Below are 18,003 nucleotides of genomic sequence, written 5' to 3' on the forward strand. Positions count from 1 at the left end.
CGCTACTCAACCGCACGATTATGATCCGAATACTACTGTATATACTGCTTTTATCCGGGGTATGGGGAGCCTCTCTGGCCCAGACCTTACCGCCCAGCCCGGAGCAGTGCGCCACCATGCAGATGGATAGCCTGCTTCGGAGAAAATACCCCGAGCTGGGGAGCCTGAACGATTTTGAGCGTGAGTTGCAGAAGAAAATCGTTACCATGAAAGCCAACATGGCTTCCGGGCGGGCGGCAGCGCCGGTCGTTACCATTCCGGTAGTCGTTCATATTGTCCATAATGGCGAAGCCGTTGGTACCGGTCGCAACATCAGTGCCGCCCAGGTGCAGGCTCAGCTCGAAACCCTGAACGAAGACTTCCGCCGGAAACCCAATACGCGGGGCTTCAACAATAACCCCGTCGGGGCCGACATCGAGATCGAGTTCTGTCTGGCCGCTGTCGATCCGCAGGGGCGTACCATGGCCGAGCGCGGGATCGACCGCTATAACGGCAACCGAGCCACCTGGAACCGCGACGCTATCGAAGGGGTGCTGAAACCCAGTACCTTCTGGGACCCGAACAAGTATTACAACATCTGGGTACTCGACTTCGACAGTGCCGACCGGCTGCTGGGCTATGCGCAGTTTCCGAGCCAGTCGAGCCTGCCCGGTATCCCATCGCAGGGGCCGGCCAGTACCGATGGGGTCGTTATTGCTTACCGTTCGTTTGGCAATTCCGAGAAAGGAAACTTCCCGATTATGCAGGCGCCCTACAACCTGGGCCGGACGCTCACCCACGAAACCGGCCATTGGCTGGGCCTGCGACACATCTGGGGCGATGCCAACTGTGGCGACGATTTTTGTGGCGACACGCCCCCGCAGGCTTCCGAAAGCCGGGGTTGCCAGGTTGGGCGAATCAGCTGCGGCAATACCAACATGGTGCAGAACTACATGGACTACTCCGACGATGGCTGCTTCAACATTTTCACCCTGGATCAGAAAGCCCGGATGCGGGCTGTTATGGATGTGAGTCCGCGTCGGGTGAGTCTGATTACGGCCAACGTCTGCGGCACGCAGGTCGTCTCGCGGCCTATTCCTAACTTCCGGGCCGAAGCCCAGCGGGTGCTGCTGGGTGGTCAGGTGCGCTTCAACGATCTGTCTGGAGGGTTCCCCACGCGCTGGGAGTGGACGTTCGAGGGCGGTACGCCAGCCACCTCCACTGACCAGAATCCCGTAGTGACCTACAGCCAGCCCGGTCGGTTCCGGGTTACGCTGCGGGTAACGAATGCGGTAGGAGCGTCGGAACCGCTTGTCCGCGAGCAATACATCGAAGTCCTGAGTTCGGGCCTGTGCGCCGAGCTGACCAATTTTAACGGCACGCCCACGGTGCTGCGCGAAACCGGCGGCACTGGCTATGTAGCGGGGCAGAACAGCCGACGGACGCAGGCAGTGTCGGAGTTTTTCCAGAACGAGCTGGGGTATAGCAATCTGGCCGGGGCTGCCCTGCGGTTCGGTGTAGCCAAAGCTGCCCGTGGAGCCGCTACCGAATCGGTTGTCACGGTAACGGTCTGGAACGGCCGGGGTTTCCAGAACGGGCCTGGCGCTATCCTGGAGCAGAAAGACGTGCCGCTGCGCGATATCCTGAACGATGTTGCCAATAACCGCCCCACTACCGTAACCTTCGAGCGAAATGTGCCGCTCAGCGGGTTGCCCTTCCACATTGGCATTACCCTGCCCTACGTAGCGGGCGACACCGTAGCGCTGGTAACGACGCAGAACGGCCAGTCGACCTTCGCCACTTCCTGGCGGCAGAACCGCAACGGCGACTGGCTACGCTATGCCGATAGCCTCGGGCTTAACGTAGCGCATAACGTAACGGCTCGTATCGGCATGAAATCGTCGGTGCAGGTAGCTTCGTCGGCCCTGTTCATCAACCCCGGCGAAACCGTTACGCTCAACGCCCGCGGGGCCAGCGTTTTCAGCTGGACAGGTACGGGCCTGAACACGACGCTGGGTCCGCAGGTAATTGCTTCGCCCAGCCAAACCACCTCGTACACGGTATCGGCCACCGGGCAGGATTTGTGCAGCACCTCGGCGGTGGTTACCGTAAACGTTAGGGCCGGGGTCGTAACGGCCACACCATCGACGGTAGATCAGGCACTGATGGTGACGCCTAATCCCAGCGATGGGCAGATGGTGGTGTCGCTGAGCGGGCCGCAGCGGGGCGCACTGACCTTATCGGTACGGGGCCTTAACGGGGGGCAGCTTCTTCGGCAGAAGCACCAGAAAACCGGCGATCTCTTCCAGCAGTCGCTCGACTTACGCAGCTCGCCTGGGGGCGTTTACTTTATCGAGATACAAGTCGGCGACGTCACCTTCCGACGACGAGTTGTAAAGCAGTAACACCAGCCCCGGTCGGGGCGATATGTACATGGTCACCCCAGCTACATGTCGCCCCGACCGGGGCTGAACCGTTTACGGGGTGGCTGATGCATGGCTGCGAAGGGACCGGATATGTGGCCAATCATTTGGGACACAAGAAAGGGATGCCAGACTGTACTGACACCCCTTTCTTTTTCTGTAGATACCGCTCCGGCCCAGCCGGAATGATAAATTGATGGCTTGTGAGCCGGGCCGTATCAGCGCTGGGCCGACAGTTCCTTGACGGCATCGACAAAGCAGCGGGCCTTGTCGGGATCGGTATCGGGATAAATACCATGCCCCAGGTTAGCTATGTAATGCTGATGGCCAAATGCGTCGAGCATTTGTTTTACCTCCGTCCGGATTTGGGCAAAATCGGCGTAGAGGACGCAGGGGTCGAGGTTGCCCTGTAATACTTTGTTGGGTACCAGCGTCCGTGATTCGGCGGGGTCCATATTCCAGTCGAGACCAACGACCTGACAGTCGAGCTGGCCAATTTCGTGTCGGGCAAAGAAAGCGCCTTTGGCAAAAACCGTAACCGGCACCTCCGTGATGGCGTCGCAGATCTGTTTGATATACGGTAGCGAGAAAGTGCGGTACTGTTCCGGCGACAGAATCCCGGCCCACGAATCGAACAGCTGGATCAGGTCAGCACCCGCCCGGATCTGGGCTTTCAGGTAGGCAATGGTACTGTCGGTAATTTGCCGCAGCAGCGTATGCGCAAAATGCGGGTCGGTGTACAACAGCTTTTTGGCGACAGAAAAGGTTTTGGAGCCTTTCCCTTCGGTCATGTAGCAGAAGATCGTGAAGGGCGCGCCCGCAAACCCAATGAGCGGTACGCGGCCGTTCAGCTCGCGTTTGGTGAGCCGGATAGCATCCAGCACGTACCCCAGGTCGGTCTCGGCATCGGCCACGTGCAGGCGGCTGAGGTCGGCCGATGACCGGACTGTTTGCGGAAATACGGGCCCGCGCGCTTCGATCATTTCGTACGGCAATCCCATCGCTTCGGGAACGACCAGAATATCGGAGAAGATGATGGCCGCGTCGACCTCGAACGCATCGACGGGCTGGATGGTCACCTCGGCGGCTAGCTCGGGCGTTTTGGCCAGGGTGATAAAACTGCCCGCCCGCTCCCGAACGGCCCGGTACTGGGCCAGCACGCGTCCTGCCTGCCGCATCATCCAGACCGGTACTCGCTCGGTCAGCTCGCCCCGCGCGGTGCGGAGTAGCAAATCATTCTGTAAAATCATGCTGCAAAAGTACGGCTGAACCGGTATTTGTAGGCCTGAATGCTGAACATGATTTTACAGAGCTGGCAGATCGTACCTTGTTCGACAGACCGACATAGGGCAGATTCGGCGGCAGACCGTGTAGATCGTTCAAGATTTGCCAATTTTGCTGAAAATAGACTAATCGCTATGCCTTCATTGTTTATTGATGCTGAACGCCTGCGCGACCTGAACAGCGGGTTAGGCCAGGTCTGTCTGCACCTGGGTCACGAGCTGGTTCGCCAACGCCCGGCCGACTGGCAGCTAACGTTTTTAGTGCCCAAAGGACAATCAGGTATATTCGGCGATACGGTGTCGTACGTAGAGGCCTGGTGGCTGCGGAAAGTCTGGATTGCGGGGCAGTTCGATGTATGGCATTGCCTGCATCAGGATTCTGCGTACCTGCCCCACGCGGGCCAGGGTAAGCTGATGCTGACCATCTACGACCTGAATTTTCTGGAGCGCAGCGACTACTCGGCCGCCAGAAAAGCCCGTCGGCTGGCTACTCTCCAGCGCAAGATCGACCGGGCTTCGCTGTTAACGGCCGGGTCGAAGTACACCGGGCAGGTGGTTCGTGAGCACCTCCGCGTACCCGACGCGCTGCCGTTTCCGGTGGTGCATACAGGGGTGGCCGTTGACCCATCCAGAACTCCGTCCGACCTGCCCGCCGACTCGCCGATTCGAGCGTTTACCGACTCGCCATTCTTCTTTTTTGTGGGTGTCGTACATCCCAAGAAAAATGTACATACCCTTTTGCCCTTGCTCGAAGCGTTTCCGGATTACCGGCTGGTGCTGGCCGGGCCCGACGGGCATCCGTACGCTCAGCATATCCGCGAGCAGGCGCAGAAGCTGGGCGTAGCCGACCGGTTGCTGATGCCCGGCGCTATTGATGAAGGAACCAAGCTCTGGCTCTACGACCATTGCGAGGCCTTTCTGTTCCCGTCGCTGTCGGAGGGGTTTGGTCTGCCGGTGGCCGAAGCCATGACGTTCGGTAAACCAGTTTTTATCTCCAGCCTGACCAGCCTGCCCGATGTGGGCGGTAAGGAGGCCTACTACTTCGAAGATTTCGAGCCGGAGACTATGGCGCGTACCCTGCATGACGGGCTCCACGATTTCGGGCAGAACACTCTGCGGCAGGAGCGGTTGCGGAAACGGGCGGCTCAGTTCACCTGGCCGAGTGTGGCGGGTGAGTACTGGAAACTGTATAAAAGTCTGATCGGGTAAACGGGCTTATTTTTTCTGCTGGTTCCAGTAGATGAGTACGTTCAGGGTGGCGCGGCCCGATGCAATCAGGTCGAGGTCGCCGTCGTTGTCGAGGTCGGCGGCCTGCACGTCTTCGCAGGCCATCCGAACGCTGTCGTCGAGCACGTAGCCTGCAAAATTGTCGGTTTCCTGCGGGATAAACAGTCGTAGTCCTACTTTGCCTTCCGGGTTGGGGTTGCGCCAGCCCGCTACGATCTGGTCGCGACCCGTTCCTAAGAAATCGCCACACACCAGCGCATGGCCCTGGCTGAGGTCATCGGTAAGGATGTTGATCTCTTTGTCAGACAGGTCGGCGCGGGGGCGTTTGGTTGAGTAATACCCCGTTTCGACCTGGATAAGGTTACCGTGCATGGGCTGGATGGTAGCGATACCGGCTCCTTTGTCGAACCGCCGGATTTCGCCAATACCGTCGGTATTGTTGGTGACGAGCGGCAGGGCGTTGCGGGCGGCTTCTTCGGGCTGATACCGCCACTGTCCCTTCTGCCACTCCATGATTTTGCCCCCTTCCTTCCCCGCCAGAATAAGCCCGGTAATGGGGCCGTCTTCCCAGATTTCGAAGTTGTGGGTCATGTGTAGGGTCGAGTCGACGAGGTGCTGCTTCCAGGGACCGCGCGGATTTTTCGGAAATTCATACCCCCACACCCGAACGCCCCGACCTTCACCCTGCTGGTTGCCCAGCCCGTGGAGTGGCACAACGATGAGCTGGTACGTGCTGCCGGTTTTGGCCCAGCGCATCCGGTGGGTCGTCACTTCGTGGGGCAGCCGGATCGCTTCCCAGCGCTGGGTCGGGTCCTGCGGGCGTATGAGGTAGAATACGGCACCGGATTTGGTGCTGTCGCTGGTTTCGGCGGGGTTCCAGCCTGCCCCGACGGCTACTTCGACACGGCCGTCGCCGTCGAGGTCACGGGCGGCAATGCACACATTATCCTGAGGAGTGAGATTGTCGGCCATCACATGCCGCGTCCAGGTGCCGGTTTTCTGGCCGGGGTTTTTATACCAGACAAACTGCTTCTGGTCGGCCAGCAGAATATCGGCCTGCCGGTCGCCATCGACGTCGCCGATGGCCAGGCCATAGCCGATATTGATCTGGTTATCGACGACCTGAATAGAAAACGACGGTTTGGGAGTCTGAGCCAGTGCCAGGGCCGGGCAGAGAAGCAGGAGCAAAAGGCGCATAACGAGAGTGCTGAGTTAGGGTTGGTCGCGATTGTTATCAAATGTACGAAAACCACCGCCCGGACAGGTCATTTGTCTGCGTGGTTTGCTGTCGCGTATGAGACGCAAAGGCCGGGCCGCTGGGCGGTTGCGTCTCTACATCATGGTCCGCACGGACCACGGACCATCAGACGGTGATCCCTTCGCCCAGTTGCATGACGCGGTGGGGAGTGTCGTGCTGATGACAGGCCTGAACAAAGTCGTTCGGGTCGGCGGTGTTGAAGGCGAACAGGTCGTAATGATGCGGGATAACCAGTCGGGCACCTATGGCTTTGCCCAGTCGGGCGGCTTCGTCGGGGTTGAGGTTGCCGGCCACGCGCCGTTCGGGTTTGTTGCCGTTGATGGGCAGAAACGCGACATCTACACCGAAGGGCTTCAGCGTATCGACCAGTCCGTCGTACCAGAGCGTATCGCCGGAGTGATAAACGGTATACGGGCCCAGTTCGACAACGAACCCCATGAACCGGCACTGGCCCTGTTCGTCGCGCTCCAGGTCATTATGGGCGGCTGGTACGCCGTGAACGATAAAAGGCCCCACGGGCCGGGTTTGGCCGTCGTTCATACCAATTGGCCACGCGACCTGGCCGGGCACCGAAGCCCCTTGCAGCCGACTGGTCACAAACGAGCGATTGGCTTCGGGGATGACCAGCTGCAGGCCGGGATTAGCCGCCAGCAAGGGCAGCAGCGTATCGGCGTCGAGATGATCGGTATGGTTGTGGCTCGAGGTAACAACGTCGATCATGTTTAGCCGAGCCGGGTCGATTACCCGTTCCGAAATACGCGTGTGTGGTTTGTCCGTATTGGCGTATTTGGTCGTGAGCGAATCAGACAGGTACGGGTCGAAGAGCAGATGCCGACCCTGGTGCTGCAGCAGAAAACCACTTTGGCCAAGCCACCAGATATGAAGCTTGTGCGGGGTTTGGGTAGCCCGGTCAATATGAGCCAGCAGCGATTCGTTCGTTTGAAAAGCAGGTTTGAGCATACTAAGCTTGTTATTAATTCATCAGTCGGTTCAGCACCCAGTCCAGGGTCCGGGTGGGCAGGAGCCGGGGCAAAACCCAGCCGGTTAGTTTGCCGGGAACAAGCGCGTACCGGACTCGCGGCCGGGCGGTTTCGTGAATCTGGACAATACGTTCGCCGAGGTAATCGGCCGGAAAGCCGCGCGCTTCGGCCGCCCGGACCTGCTTCAGAAAACGCTGCATGGAATCGTAATACGCCGTTTGCTGATACGGACTGATATCGGTTCCTTTTCCCCAGATTGGTGTCTTCACGGCTCCGGGACCAACGATGACCACCTCAATACCAAACCGCGCTACTTCGCGCCGGAGACTGTGCGACATACCCTCAACGGCATGTTTTGAGCCAACATAAGCACCCATGAATGGAATGGCCACCTGTCCGTTTACCGAGCTGATGTTCTGGATTCGGCCGGGCCGGACGGGGTGGTCGGCGCGGGCACCGAGGAGGGGTAGAAACGCCTGGGTGACCTGCATCAGACCCAGCACGTTGACCTCGAAATGGTGCCGGATTACATCGATGGGCTGATGTTGGAGGGGGCCGCCAATGGCAATGCCGGCGTTGTTGATCAGCCCACCCAGGCCGCTGCCGCGGAGCCGGTCGGTGAGTTGCCGGGCGGCCTGCGCAACGGCCGCTGCATCGGTCACATCGAAAACCAGCGGCACGAACTGGTTGCCCAGCTCGGTCTGCAGCCGATGGGCGTCGGCATCGCTCCGAACGCTGCCAAAGACCGTATAACCACGCTGGAGAAACTGCCGGGCGGCTCCGTAACCGATTCCGGTCGATGCGCCCGTGATGAGGATGGTAGTACTGACGGGTTTCATAGGGGCCAAGGTAGGCATATCCACTGAATAGGGTAAAGACGTCGGAAATCTACCCGTTTTCGGAAACCGGTCGACCCGGTGCCACGAATCTAAATAAGCCATGCCATATGGCCGTCCGGTCTGTTCTATCCGCCCAGGAACCGGCTGGCGTACCGGCGTTGAGAGGTTCCGATGGCGAGTTTATAAGCCGTAAAAAGTGTACTTCCGCTAACTTATTCGGCTAAAAAGGGGTTAGGAATTTGATGGGCAGGGGAGTGCCGACGGCATCAGATCATCGACAAATTACCCGTCGTTTCTGCGCTCGTTTGCCCTTTAACGCTTTTGCTTTCTGGTTATGCAGGACATTGAACCCTTTTACGGCTGGGAGAAATATTATGTAGCGTCGGAGGATGAACGATCGCCGTTTCACGAGCGGGAGTACAACATGCAGCAGTACGAGAATGACATCTACGGCTACTACATCCATCCGCTCTGGGACGAGATCGGCTCCGAAACGCTCTATTGCAAAATACTGTTTGCCAACTACGACCGGCAGTTCGCCGTTATCGAACTCTTCGGCGAGTGGAACGATACGCTTCATAACGACATCATGTACCTCAAGCGACAGGTGGTGGACCCGCTCGTCCAGGAGGGTATCAAATACTTCGTGCTGGTAGCCGAGAATATCCTCAACTTCCACGGGTCCGACGATAGCTATTACGAAGAGTGGTTTGAAGATGTGGAAGACGGCTGGATTGCAGCCATTCACTCGCCCGAGTTCATCGAACGCGAATGGAAAAAATACCACCTCGACTACTACATCAATTTCGGTGGCACCCTCGACCTGGCCAACTGGCGCACGCTGAAGCCAGCCGCCCTGTTTGAGCTGGTAAACGGTCTGATTGTTCGGCGACTGGGCTAGATTGGTAAGGCGGCAATAGCGGGAAATCAATATGTTTGCAGGTTGTAAGTCATTCGTATGTACACCTTATTTGCTATTCCGAATTGCGATACCGTGAAGAAAGCCCGCACCTGGCTGGCCGAACACGCAGTCTCGTATCAGTTTCACGATTATAAAAAACAAGGCATCGATCGCGCCACTATTGAGCGCTGGCTCACGCAGAAAAACTGGGACGAGCTGGTCAACCGGGCCGGTACGACCTGGAAAAAACTGCCTGACGGTGAGAAACCAGCCGATGCCGAAGGCGCTATCCGGCTCATGCTCGAAAAGCCGTCTGTAATCCGTCGGCCACTCATCGAGTCAGACGGTCAGATTGTGGCTCTGGGCTTTAAGGCCGACGACTACGATAGCGTATTTGCCGGTTAGGTCGAACGCGCTTTATACACCATCCGTCATGACTCAACAAACTCTCGACTCGCCCGAAGCGGTGCGCCTGCTGGTCGATTCGTTCTATGAAAAAGTACAGGCCGATCCGTTGATCGGTCCCGTTTTTACCGACGTGGCCCAGGTCGACTGGGCCAGCCACCTGCCTAAAATGTATGCGTTCTGGGAGTCGATCATTCTGGGTAACGGCGCCTATGACGGGCACCCGTTTCGGCCGCACCTGATTGTGAACCAGAAACACCCCCTGCGTATCGAGCATTTCGAGCGGTGGCTGACCTTATTTTCGGCAACCCTGACCGAGCAATTTACCGGCGAAACTGCCGAGCTGGTCCGTCAGCGGGCCACCCAGATCGCCCTGGTCTGGAATCAGAAGCTGACCTACCTCAACACCCCGTAAATCGCAACCGCCCGGCAGCCCCACCGTGGTCCGTGTCCGCACCGAGACGCGCAGTCCGGGACGCGTAGTCGGACCATACAGGCGACAGCAACAAACCATCCGGACAGGAGACGCAACCGCAACGGCGGCCCGGCCCTTGCGTCTCATCCGCGGCAGTAATTCGTACCAGATCCAGGCATCAGCATAGGCTGGTGTACAGAATCCGCCAGGCAAAAGAAGTTGGCTGGTTCCGGCCCGTTGTTGTATTTACTGTGTGGTAGTAGCTAGTTGAAGGTTAGGGTTTATTTTTGTATAAAATTAGTAGAAAACGTTAATTATAGATTTAGAAAAATAGATAGTTAGTTTACTTTTAGTCGCGAGTAACGGGCGCTTTCATTAAAAAGTGAATAAAATTTGTGGCCTAATTCAAGTATTCTTTTCTAATCTCATAATGATACCTAATTGATTGGGCCAACCAGCACCGTGACTGGTAAAAATGAACCTGACATGGAGAGTGAACGGATTTCTGACCAGCCTGTAGCGTCGTCTTCCGATGCTCAGCTGATGCTGGAAAACGAGCGGCTTCGGCGCGAACTACAGCGGCTGGAAACGCTTGTTCAGCAGCAGCACGATACAATCGTCCAGAACGAACAACGCTGGACATTTATGCTGGATGGTATGGCCGATGGCGTTTGGGAGCTCAACCTGCAGACCCTGGCGATAACCCGTTCGGCCCGCTACCGGCAAATGCTGGGCTATACCCTCGACGAGTTTCCGGATAATGTACAGATCTGGATGGATTTGCTTCATCCGCAGGATCGGGCCGCTATGACTGACCCCGGTATCAGGCCCTATGAGGAGGGGCTTCGGCAAAGCCACGAGACGACCTACCGGCTGCTGGCCAAAGATGGGTCGTACCGGCATATTGTAGATCGGGGGCAGGTTGTCAGCTATTCGGCCGATGGTAAACCGTTGATGATGGTGGGGGTCAGCACCGACGTTACCGAGCAGAAAAAGCTTGAAGAAGATCTACGCAGGAACCTAAACCGCCTGGCTAATCTGATCGCCAACTTTCAGGATGGCATCTTGCTGGAAGATGAAAACCGATCGATTGTCCTCGTCAATCAGCACTTTTGCGACATGTTCTCCGTGCCGCTTGCCCCGGATCAGTTGATCGGGCTGGATTGTTCAGGAATGGCCGAGCAGAGCAAGCATTATTTCGCAGAACCCGAGCCGTTTGTTGAGCGGGTTAATCAGCTGCTCAGGGATCAGAAGCTGGTTATTGGCGAGGAATTGCTTCTGGCCGACGGTCGCGTGCTGGAGCGTGACTACGTTCCGGTTTTTCTGGACAATGTCTATACCGGCCACCTCTGGAAATACTCCGACATTACTAAACGCAAACGTGCCGACGATGCGGCCCTTCGGCAGAAAGAGAAATACCAGCGCATTATCGAAAACATAAACCTGGGACTTATCGAAGTCGACCTCGACGACCGGATCGTCTATACCAACCAGAGTTTCTGCGCCATGAGCGGCTACCGCGCCGACGAACTCATTGGCGAAATTGCGACGGACGTGCTGCTACAGGGGCAGGATGTGTCGTTTATGAGGAAGAAGAGCGAAAGCCGCCTGAGCGGGAAGATGGATGCCTATGAGGTAGCCGTTACCAGCAAAAGTGGGGAAGCCATGTGGTGGCTGATCAGTGGCGCTCCGCTGTATTCAGAAACCGGGCAGGTAATTGGCTCAACCGGTATTCATCTCGACATCACTAAACAGAAACAGCTCGAATCGGAACTGCGCATCGCCAAACAGGAGGCCGAAAATTCAGCGCGGGCCAAAGAACTCTTCCTGGCCAACATGAGCCACGAGATTCGGACACCCATGAACGCTATCCTGAGCCTGGGACAACAGTTGACTAAAACGCCCCTCAACGAACAGCAACAGTTTTTTCTCCGCATGATCAATACGGCAGGCAGTAATCTGCTGGTGATCATCAACGACATACTCGACTTCTCGAAAATCGAGGCCGGGCAGCTGTCGCTGGAAAAAATTGGGTTCGACATGGCAGAGTTGCTGCGGAGCGCGGTGCACGTGATGACGCACAATGCCGATAAAAAAGGCCTGGGGCTGAGTCTACAGCTCGACGCCGGTATTGCGCCCGTGCTGCTGGGCGACCCGTACCGGCTGAACCAGATTCTGCTGAACCTGATCGGCAACGCGATTAAGTTCACCGACCAGGGGCGGATCGACGTGCACTGTACGTACCAGCAGCAGCACCAGACGCAGACTATCTCGATCACCGTGGCCGATACGGGCATTGGTATGGACCCCCAGTTTCAGCGAAACCTGTTTACCAAGTTTACCCAGGAAGACGGTAGCATTGGTCGGCGGTATGGTGGAACGGGGTTGGGGATGAGTATAACCAAGCAGCTCGTCGATCTGATGGGTGGTACGATCAACGTCCGAAGCGTCAAGAACGAAGGCACTACCGTAACCGTGCAGCTAACCCTGCCGATCGGTACCGAGACCGATAAACCGGCCCAGAGCCAGGAGATCGGCCAGACCAGCGCGCTAAGTTCCCGGCGCATTCTGCTGGTAGAAGACAATGAAATGAACCGGCTGGTGGTGACTACCATTCTCGACCCCTACAACATGGTCATTATCGAAGCTACCAACGGCCTGGAAGCCATTGAGCTATTACGCACCGAATCGGTCGACCTCATTTTGATGGATGTACAGATGCCTGTGCTGGATGGCCTCGAAGCTACCCGGATCATTCGGCGCGACATCAGCCCGTCGCTGCCTATCATAGCGCTGACAGCCAGTGCGATCCGCAAAGAGAAAGAAGCCTGCTATCAGGCCGGCATGAACGACTTTCTGGCAAAACCGTTTGACGAGAAAAATCTGATTGGTAAATTGGCAAATTGGCTCAAAGCCGATAGTACCCTCCCTCAGAACCAACAGGAAACTATGAACGAAGATAAGTATGACTTATCGAACCTACAGGCAATCAGCCGGGGAAATGACGAGTTTGTTAAGAAGATGATCAGCCTCTTTTGTACGGAAACCCCGGCCGCTGCGTCTCAGATCAAAGCCGCCTACGAATCGGGCGATTTTGAGACGATCAAATACCTGGCTCACCGCACCAAACCCTCTATCGATAGTCTGGGCATCGAATCGCAGCGGGCGCCCATCCGGCAGATTGAGCAGCTGGCCGTAACAGACCCGGCCTCGCCGGAGCTGAAAACCCTCATCGACAATTTTGAGCGCGCCATCATCGACGTAACCACGCACATGCGGAAGACGTACCTGACCGACCAGGAGCCGGGCTGACCAGGTGGGTTTACACCGTCTGGGAAAATAGCGGCTGCTGCGAAACGGAACTGGCGGCCAGGTACTGGTCAAACACCATGCAGATGTTCCGCAGAAAAGGGTGACCGGCGGGCCTGACCCGCAGGTGGGTATGGTTATAATCCAGCAGACCGTCGGCCATCATGGCATCCAGCTGCCTGTCAATGGCGTCCCATTCCGTTTCGGTCCAGTCGTCGGCCGACCAGCTTGTCTCGAATCGGCACATGATATTCAGGATCTGTTCCCGGATAAACTGATCCCGTGGGGTCAGCAGGTGGCCCCGCAGCACGGGCAGTTCATTCGTCTGGATGCGCTTCTGATAGGCACCAATCTCTTTTTCATTCTGCATAAAGGCCGTACCCACATCGCTGATGGCCGACGCACCCAGACCAATCAGTACGTTGGTGCGGGCGGTGGTATACCCCATGAAGTTACGATGGAGGGCGCCGGTCTGCATGGCCTGGTAGAGCGCGTCGTGGGGTAGGGCAAAATGATCCATACCTATTTCGCTGTAGCCGCCTGCTTCGAGTAGGGCGCGGCCGGTTTCGTAGAGCGCCCGTTTCTGATCGGCATCGGGTAGGTCGGCGTCCTGAAAACCGCGCTGGCCGGTTCCCCTGATCCAGGGAACGTGGGCATAGGAATAAAACGCGATGCGGTCGGGCCGGAGCCGGAGGGTCTGCGCCACGGTATTCTGGATAGACGACCGCTGCTGAAACGGCAGGCCAAACACCAGATCATGACTGATGGAGGTGTACCCGATAGCGCGCGCCTGGTCGGTTACCCGCTCTACGTTGGCAAAAGGCTGGTGACGATGAATGGCCCGCTGCACCGCCGGATCGTAGTCCTGCACGCCGAAACTAACCCGCCGGAAGCCAAACGAATACAGGGTTTGCAGGTGCTCGAAGCGGGTGTTGTTGGGGTGGCCCTCCCAGCCGTAATCCGGATCGCTGACGGGGTCGGCCCAGCGGAAAATACCCGTCAGCAACCGCCGAAGCTGATGGGGCGAAAAGAAGCTGGGTGTGCCTCCGCCGAGATGCAGCTCGGCAATACGCGGCCGCTCGGGTAACCAGTCGCAGTACAGTTCCCACTCGGCCAGCAGCGCATCGATATACGGTTCTTCTACGCCATGGTTGCGCGTAATCCGTTTGTTACAGCCGCAGAACGTACACAGGCTTTCGCAGTAGGGGAGGTGGATATACAGGCTGATGCCGTCGGTATAGTTGCTGGTGGCAAAAGCCGTAGTCAGCCGTTGCTGCCAGTCGTGGGTAGTGAAGGCGGCCGTGTTCCAGAACGGAACCGTTGGGTAGCTGGTGTAGCGTGGTCCGGCTACGTTATACCTGGCAATCAGCGAATGGGTCATTGAGGGAGCCGCGCCGGTGTTGACAACGGGCACGGCTACGCAAAACTCGGTGGTACCCATCGGCATCGGACTAATCAGCCTCAGCCAGCCAGCTGATAAAAATCAGCTCAGCCTACTCGTCTTCGCGAAGCGGAACGACCAGTACCGGCAGCTGCGCGTGGTTAACGACATCCTCGGCCACGCTGCCGTTGAAGAAGTGCCAGAAACCCGTCCGCTGGTTGGTAAACAGCACGATAAGATCGAACTGGTGCTGCTCGGCAAACTGGATAATGCCTTCGTGGGCGGTGTGGTGCGGTATGATCGACAGATGATAGTCGGTCAGCTGCCGGGCTTCGGCCAGTTCGCTCATCCAGTCGCGGATACCTTCTGGGGCGCGCGGGTCGTTGGGGGTAGTAACGAACAAAAATTCCAGGTGCGAATTACCCACCGGCAACGGGTTGGTGAACTGCGTTTTTAGCCGGTCGTCGGCATCGATGGCAAACAGGATTTTCTTTAGACTCAGCTCCGGATGCGCCTGCTTCACGACCAGCACCGGACTATGAACGGCCTGTACGATATGCTCGGCATTGGACCCCACGAGCCACTCGGCCCAGCCCTCGGACCCGTGCGAAGCCACAACGATCAGATCGGCGTTCTCGCTGGCCATGGCGCCGTACAGTCCGGCTTCGTGCCGACTAAGAACGGGGGTTACCGGCACCTCTGCGGTCTGGTAGTGGCTACAGAGCTGGTCGAGTGCCTGCCGGGCTTCGGCGGCCTGTTCGTCGAGGTAGCGGCCAATGGCAATAGGGGCTCCGCTGAGTTCGGGGGCAATAAGGCCGGTCGCGAGGTAGTGCAGTACCCGCACCTCGGCGCCGTATTGGTTGGCCAGACTAATGGCAATGGGCAGTGCCAGGGCAGAGAGCGGGCTCAGATCGGTAGGGACCAGAATCGTTTTCATGAGTCGGTTCAGTTAGTGTGTCAGAACAGGAGGGCGGTGCCACAAAAGTCGCCGATCGGTTCGGTCGCTATACCCTATCAGAATCAGGCAGCGGGCTGATTTATGTCAGCAGACGGCCCGGCCCGCCCGGGCAATTTTGGGAAAATATTTGGCCATCATGATGACAGCTGCTCCCTCCCGAACGGTTTGCTACCACTGCGGCAACGACTGCCCTGCGGAGGCAGGACCCCTGGTTTTTGATACTAAACCGTTTTGCTGTACGGGCTGCCAGACCGTTTATCGGGTGCTGAGCGAGCACCAGCTCTGCCAGTACTACGACCTCAACACCAGTCCGGGCGTTACCATACCAGGCCCCGGGCTATCCAGCCAGACAGCTACCCTCGACCGGCTGGCTTTTCTGGACAACCCGTCTATTGCCGATCAGCTGATCGACTTCCGCAACGATCAGGTCGCCCATGTCACGTTCTTCGTGCCAGCGATTCACTGCTCGTCGTGCCTGTGGCTGCTGGAACACCTGTACCGCCTTGAACCCGGGGTGCAGCAAACCCGCGTCGACTTCCTCAAAAAACAGGTGCATCTGGTTTTCGATCCGGCACGGCTGTCGCTGCGGCAGGTGGTCGAGCTGCTCACGTCGCTGGGCTACGAGCCGCTCATCAGCCTGAACGATGTGGTTAAGGAGCAGCAGAAGCCGTTGTACCGGTCGCTGCTGTATAAGCTGGCGGTGGCGGGCTTCTGCGCGGGTAATATCATGCTGTTCAGTTTCCCCGATTATTTCGGACTGGATGATCCGTCGTTCAGGCATCTGTTCGGTGTGCTGAACCTGCTGCTGGCAACGCCCGTCGTCTTTTATTCGGGTTCGGGTTACTTTGTCTCGGTCTGGAAGAGCCTCCGCCGGGGAATCATCAACATCGACTTTCCTATCCTGCTCGGCATTCTGGTGGCCTATGGCCGCGGCACCTACGAGGTGCTGGCGCTGGGCGGGGCGGGTTATTACGACTCCGTGAGCGGGCTGATTTTCTTCCTGCTCTGTGGTCAGTGGTTCCAGCAGCGTACCTATGATTTTCTGTCGTTCGAGCGCGATTATAAATCCTATTTCCCCCTGGCCGTTACGCGCCTGGAGCCCGCCACGTCGCTGCCGGCTACGGAAGCTGAATTGTCGGTGCCGGTGGCTGATCTGCGCAAGGGTGACCGGATTCGGGTGCGGCATGGCGATCTGATTCCGGCCGATGGACTTTTGTACCGGGGCGACGGGCTAATCGATTATTCGTTCGTGACGGGCGAGTCGGTACCGGAGCGAAAAGAGCCCGGTGCTCTGCTTTACGCCGGTGGCCGGCAGGCGGGGGGCAGTATCGATCTCGAAATTGTGCGGGAGGTGTCGCAGAGTTACCTGACCCAGCTCTGGAACAACGACGCTTTTCGGAAAGATCAGCCCAGCCAGGCGAAGACCTTTGCCGATGCGGTCGGGAAATACTTCACCCTGACCGTGCTGACGCTGGCTACCCTGATCGGGGCTTACTGGTATGTGGGGGCTGGCCAGCCGACTACCGCCGTCAATGCCTTCACGGCGGTGCTGATTGTTGCCTGCCCCTGCGTACTCTCGCTTTCGTATCCGGTTGCGCTGGGGCATGGGCTGCGGCTGCTGGGCAGGCAGGGTTTCTACCTCAAAAATGCCGACGTAATCGAGCAGCTTACCCGCTGCGATACTCTCGTGTTCGACAAAACCGGAACCCTGACGGAGGTTAGCTCTCCTGCCACCGATATCGACAGCGTTCTGCCCGTGGGGGTAAGCCGGAGCGGAGCGGTAACGGAGGTGTTCGAGCCACCCCTGACCGGTATCGAGCGCGCTATGATCCGGTCGGTAGTGAGCCAGTCGGCCCACCCCCTGAGCCGTCGGCTGAGCCAGTACCTGGCCGATACCCTGCCCATGCCGGTCAATAACTTCACCGAACTAACCGGGCAGGGTATCGTAGCGCTGGTCGACGATGAGCTGATCAAGATAGGCCGAGCCGACTTTGTAGCGGCTGACCGTGTCGTAAACGAAAAGCCAGACGGTTCTTCGGTGCATGTCAGCATCGATGGGGTATACCGGGGGTGGTTCCGCTTTGCCGCCCAGCTGCGCGATGGGCTGGTCGACATGCTGACGGCGTTTGTGGGCCGGAATCAGCCAATGTACCTGCTCTCGGGCGATACCGACGCCGACCGGTCCAGCCTGCGCACCTGGTTTACCGATGATGCCATGCGGTTTGGGTGCAGCCCCGAAGACAAACTGCGGTTCATTGAAGACCTACAGGCCAGCGGCCACCGCGTATTGATGATTGGGGATGGGCTCAACGACGCCGGGGCGCTGAAACAGGCCGATATTGGTATTGCCGTTACCGACGATACCCTCCGGTTCACCCCGGCCAGCGACGCTATTCTGGAAGCGCGCTCGCTGCGGGGGCTGCCCCAGTTTCTGCGCTACAGCCGGTTTGCCATGCGGCTGATCCGGTTCAGCTTCGCCGTGTCGTTGCTCTACAACCTGATCGGGCTGTCGTTTGCGGCTACGGGCCATTTGTCGCCGGTGGTGGCTGCGGTGCTGATGCCGCTCAGTTCGGCCACGATGGTGCTGATTGCCACAGTAGGTATGCGGTTTCGTCGGCTCCTGCCAACTGCCCGATAACGAGTGG

Annotated in this window: 13 protein-coding genes; 7 read left to right on the top strand and 6 right to left on the bottom strand. The window is 57.9% G+C overall.

The genetic code is table 11. The annotated features are described in order from the left end of the window. Nucleotides 1-20 precede the first annotated feature (20 nt). Nucleotides 21-2,384 (top strand): M43 family zinc metalloprotease, encoded by a 2,364-nt coding sequence (locus FBR45_RS18025; RefSeq protein ID WP_138504838.1) that lies wholly within the window; start codon nucleotides 21-23, stop codon nucleotides 2,382-2,384. A gap of 236 nt (nucleotides 2,385-2,620) precedes the next feature. Here FBR45_RS18025 and hemE read toward each other — a convergent pair whose 3' ends face one another. After that, nucleotides 2,621-3,652 carry a uroporphyrinogen decarboxylase gene (hemE, locus tag FBR45_RS18030; protein ID WP_138504841.1) on the bottom strand — a complete coding sequence of 344 codons (1,032 nt, stop codon included), beginning with the start codon at nucleotides 3,650-3,652 and terminating at the stop codon, nucleotides 2,621-2,623. A 168-nt stretch (nucleotides 3,653-3,820) separates the two neighbouring features. Here hemE and FBR45_RS18035 point away from each other — a divergent pair, with 168 nt between their 5' ends. After that, nucleotides 3,821-4,894, top strand: coding sequence for a glycosyltransferase family 4 protein (locus FBR45_RS18035; protein WP_138504842.1), 1,074 nt, complete (start codon nucleotides 3,821-3,823; stop codon nucleotides 4,892-4,894). A gap of 6 nt (nucleotides 4,895-4,900) precedes the next feature. Here the strand turns inward: FBR45_RS18035 and FBR45_RS18040 are convergent, their stop codons facing one another. The 3 genes from FBR45_RS18040 to FBR45_RS18050 form a co-directional block, all read right to left on the bottom strand. Next, entirely contained in the window at nucleotides 4,901-6,109 is a 1,209-nt protein-coding gene (locus FBR45_RS18040) for an FG-GAP repeat domain-containing protein (protein ID WP_138504844.1), read from the bottom strand. A gap of 166 nt (nucleotides 6,110-6,275) precedes the next feature. Next, complete coding sequence (locus FBR45_RS18045) at nucleotides 6,276-7,130, bottom strand: MBL fold metallo-hydrolase (RefSeq protein WP_138504846.1); 855 nt, start codon at nucleotides 7,128-7,130, stop codon at nucleotides 6,276-6,278. 13 nt (nucleotides 7,131-7,143) lie between these two features. After that, nucleotides 7,144-7,989 (bottom strand): SDR family NAD(P)-dependent oxidoreductase, encoded by an 846-nt coding sequence (locus FBR45_RS18050; protein WP_138504848.1) that lies wholly within the window; start codon nucleotides 7,987-7,989, stop codon nucleotides 7,144-7,146. A gap of 334 nt (nucleotides 7,990-8,323) precedes the next feature. Between FBR45_RS18050 and FBR45_RS18055 the strand changes: the two genes are divergently transcribed. From FBR45_RS18055 to FBR45_RS18070, 4 genes are all read left to right on the top strand, one after another. After that, the gene (locus FBR45_RS18055; RefSeq protein WP_077924343.1) at nucleotides 8,324-8,890 is read left to right on the top strand and encodes a hypothetical protein; all 567 of its coding nucleotides are present in this window, start codon (nucleotides 8,324-8,326) and stop codon (nucleotides 8,888-8,890) included. 57 nt (nucleotides 8,891-8,947) lie between these two features. Beyond that, nucleotides 8,948-9,295 carry an ArsC family reductase gene (locus FBR45_RS18060; protein ID WP_138504850.1) on the top strand — a complete coding sequence of 116 codons (348 nt, stop codon included), beginning with the start codon at nucleotides 8,948-8,950 and terminating at the stop codon, nucleotides 9,293-9,295. 28 nt (nucleotides 9,296-9,323) lie between these two features. Further along, nucleotides 9,324-9,710 (top strand): group III truncated hemoglobin, encoded by a 387-nt coding sequence (locus tag FBR45_RS18065; RefSeq protein WP_138504852.1) that lies wholly within the window; start codon nucleotides 9,324-9,326, stop codon nucleotides 9,708-9,710. A gap of 486 nt (nucleotides 9,711-10,196) precedes the next feature. Then, complete coding sequence (locus tag FBR45_RS18070) at nucleotides 10,197-13,022, top strand: PAS domain S-box protein (RefSeq protein ID WP_138504854.1); 2,826 nt, start codon at nucleotides 10,197-10,199, stop codon at nucleotides 13,020-13,022. A 10-nt stretch (nucleotides 13,023-13,032) separates the two neighbouring features. On the opposite strand, the gene hemN is transcribed toward FBR45_RS18070, so the two are convergent. Together hemN and FBR45_RS18080 are read right to left on the bottom strand one after the other, a co-directional pair. Then, nucleotides 13,033-14,400 carry an oxygen-independent coproporphyrinogen III oxidase gene (gene hemN / locus FBR45_RS18075; RefSeq protein ID WP_138505345.1) on the bottom strand — a complete coding sequence of 456 codons (1,368 nt, stop codon included), beginning with the start codon at nucleotides 14,398-14,400 and terminating at the stop codon, nucleotides 13,033-13,035. Between the two features lie 112 nt (nucleotides 14,401-14,512). Beyond that, entirely contained in the window at nucleotides 14,513-15,337 is an 825-nt protein-coding gene (locus tag FBR45_RS18080; protein ID WP_138504856.1) for a universal stress protein, read from the bottom strand. Nucleotides 15,338-15,494: 157 nt separating this feature from the next. On the opposite strand from FBR45_RS18080, the gene FBR45_RS18085 reads away from it, so the two are divergent. Further along, nucleotides 15,495-17,996, top strand: a complete 2,502-nt coding sequence (locus FBR45_RS18085) for a heavy metal translocating P-type ATPase (RefSeq protein ID WP_138504858.1) — start codon at nucleotides 15,495-15,497, stop codon at nucleotides 17,994-17,996. Nucleotides 17,997-18,003 lie beyond the last annotated feature (7 nt).

Source organism: Spirosoma lacussanchae, from assembly GCF_005870035.1.
Classification (GTDB): Bacteria; Bacteroidota; Bacteroidia; order Cytophagales; family Spirosomataceae; genus Spirosoma; species Spirosoma lacussanchae.

What these genes read in the sequence shown, in the direction of transcription:
- FBR45_RS18025 (WP_138504838.1), top strand. Translation starts at nt 21, where the DNA reads ATGATCCGAATACTACTGTATATACTGCTTTTATCCGGGGTATGGGGA.
- hemE (WP_138504841.1), bottom strand. Translation starts at nt 3,652, where the DNA reads ATGATTTTACAGAATGATTTGCTACTCCGCACCGCGCGGGGCGAGCTG.
- FBR45_RS18035 (WP_138504842.1), top strand. Translation starts at nt 3,821, where the DNA reads ATGCCTTCATTGTTTATTGATGCTGAACGCCTGCGCGACCTGAACAGC.
- FBR45_RS18040 (WP_138504844.1), bottom strand. Translation starts at nt 6,109, where the DNA reads ATGCGCCTTTTGCTCCTGCTTCTCTGCCCGGCCCTGGCACTGGCTCAG.
- FBR45_RS18045 (WP_138504846.1), bottom strand. Translation starts at nt 7,130, where the DNA reads ATGCTCAAACCTGCTTTTCAAACGAACGAATCGCTGCTGGCTCATATT.
- FBR45_RS18050 (WP_138504848.1), bottom strand. Translation starts at nt 7,989, where the DNA reads ATGAAACCCGTCAGTACTACCATCCTCATCACGGGCGCATCGACCGGA.
- FBR45_RS18055 (WP_077924343.1), top strand. Translation starts at nt 8,324, where the DNA reads ATGCAGGACATTGAACCCTTTTACGGCTGGGAGAAATATTATGTAGCG.
- FBR45_RS18060 (WP_138504850.1), top strand. Translation starts at nt 8,948, where the DNA reads ATGTACACCTTATTTGCTATTCCGAATTGCGATACCGTGAAGAAAGCC.
- FBR45_RS18065 (WP_138504852.1), top strand. Translation starts at nt 9,324, where the DNA reads ATGACTCAACAAACTCTCGACTCGCCCGAAGCGGTGCGCCTGCTGGTC.
- FBR45_RS18070 (WP_138504854.1), top strand. Translation starts at nt 10,197, where the DNA reads ATGGAGAGTGAACGGATTTCTGACCAGCCTGTAGCGTCGTCTTCCGAT.
- hemN (WP_138505345.1), bottom strand. Translation starts at nt 14,400, where the DNA reads ATGACCCATTCGCTGATTGCCAGGTATAACGTAGCCGGACCACGCTAC.
- FBR45_RS18080 (WP_138504856.1), bottom strand. Translation starts at nt 15,337, where the DNA reads ATGAAAACGATTCTGGTCCCTACCGATCTGAGCCCGCTCTCTGCCCTG.
- FBR45_RS18085 (WP_138504858.1), top strand. Translation starts at nt 15,495, where the DNA reads ATGATGACAGCTGCTCCCTCCCGAACGGTTTGCTACCACTGCGGCAAC.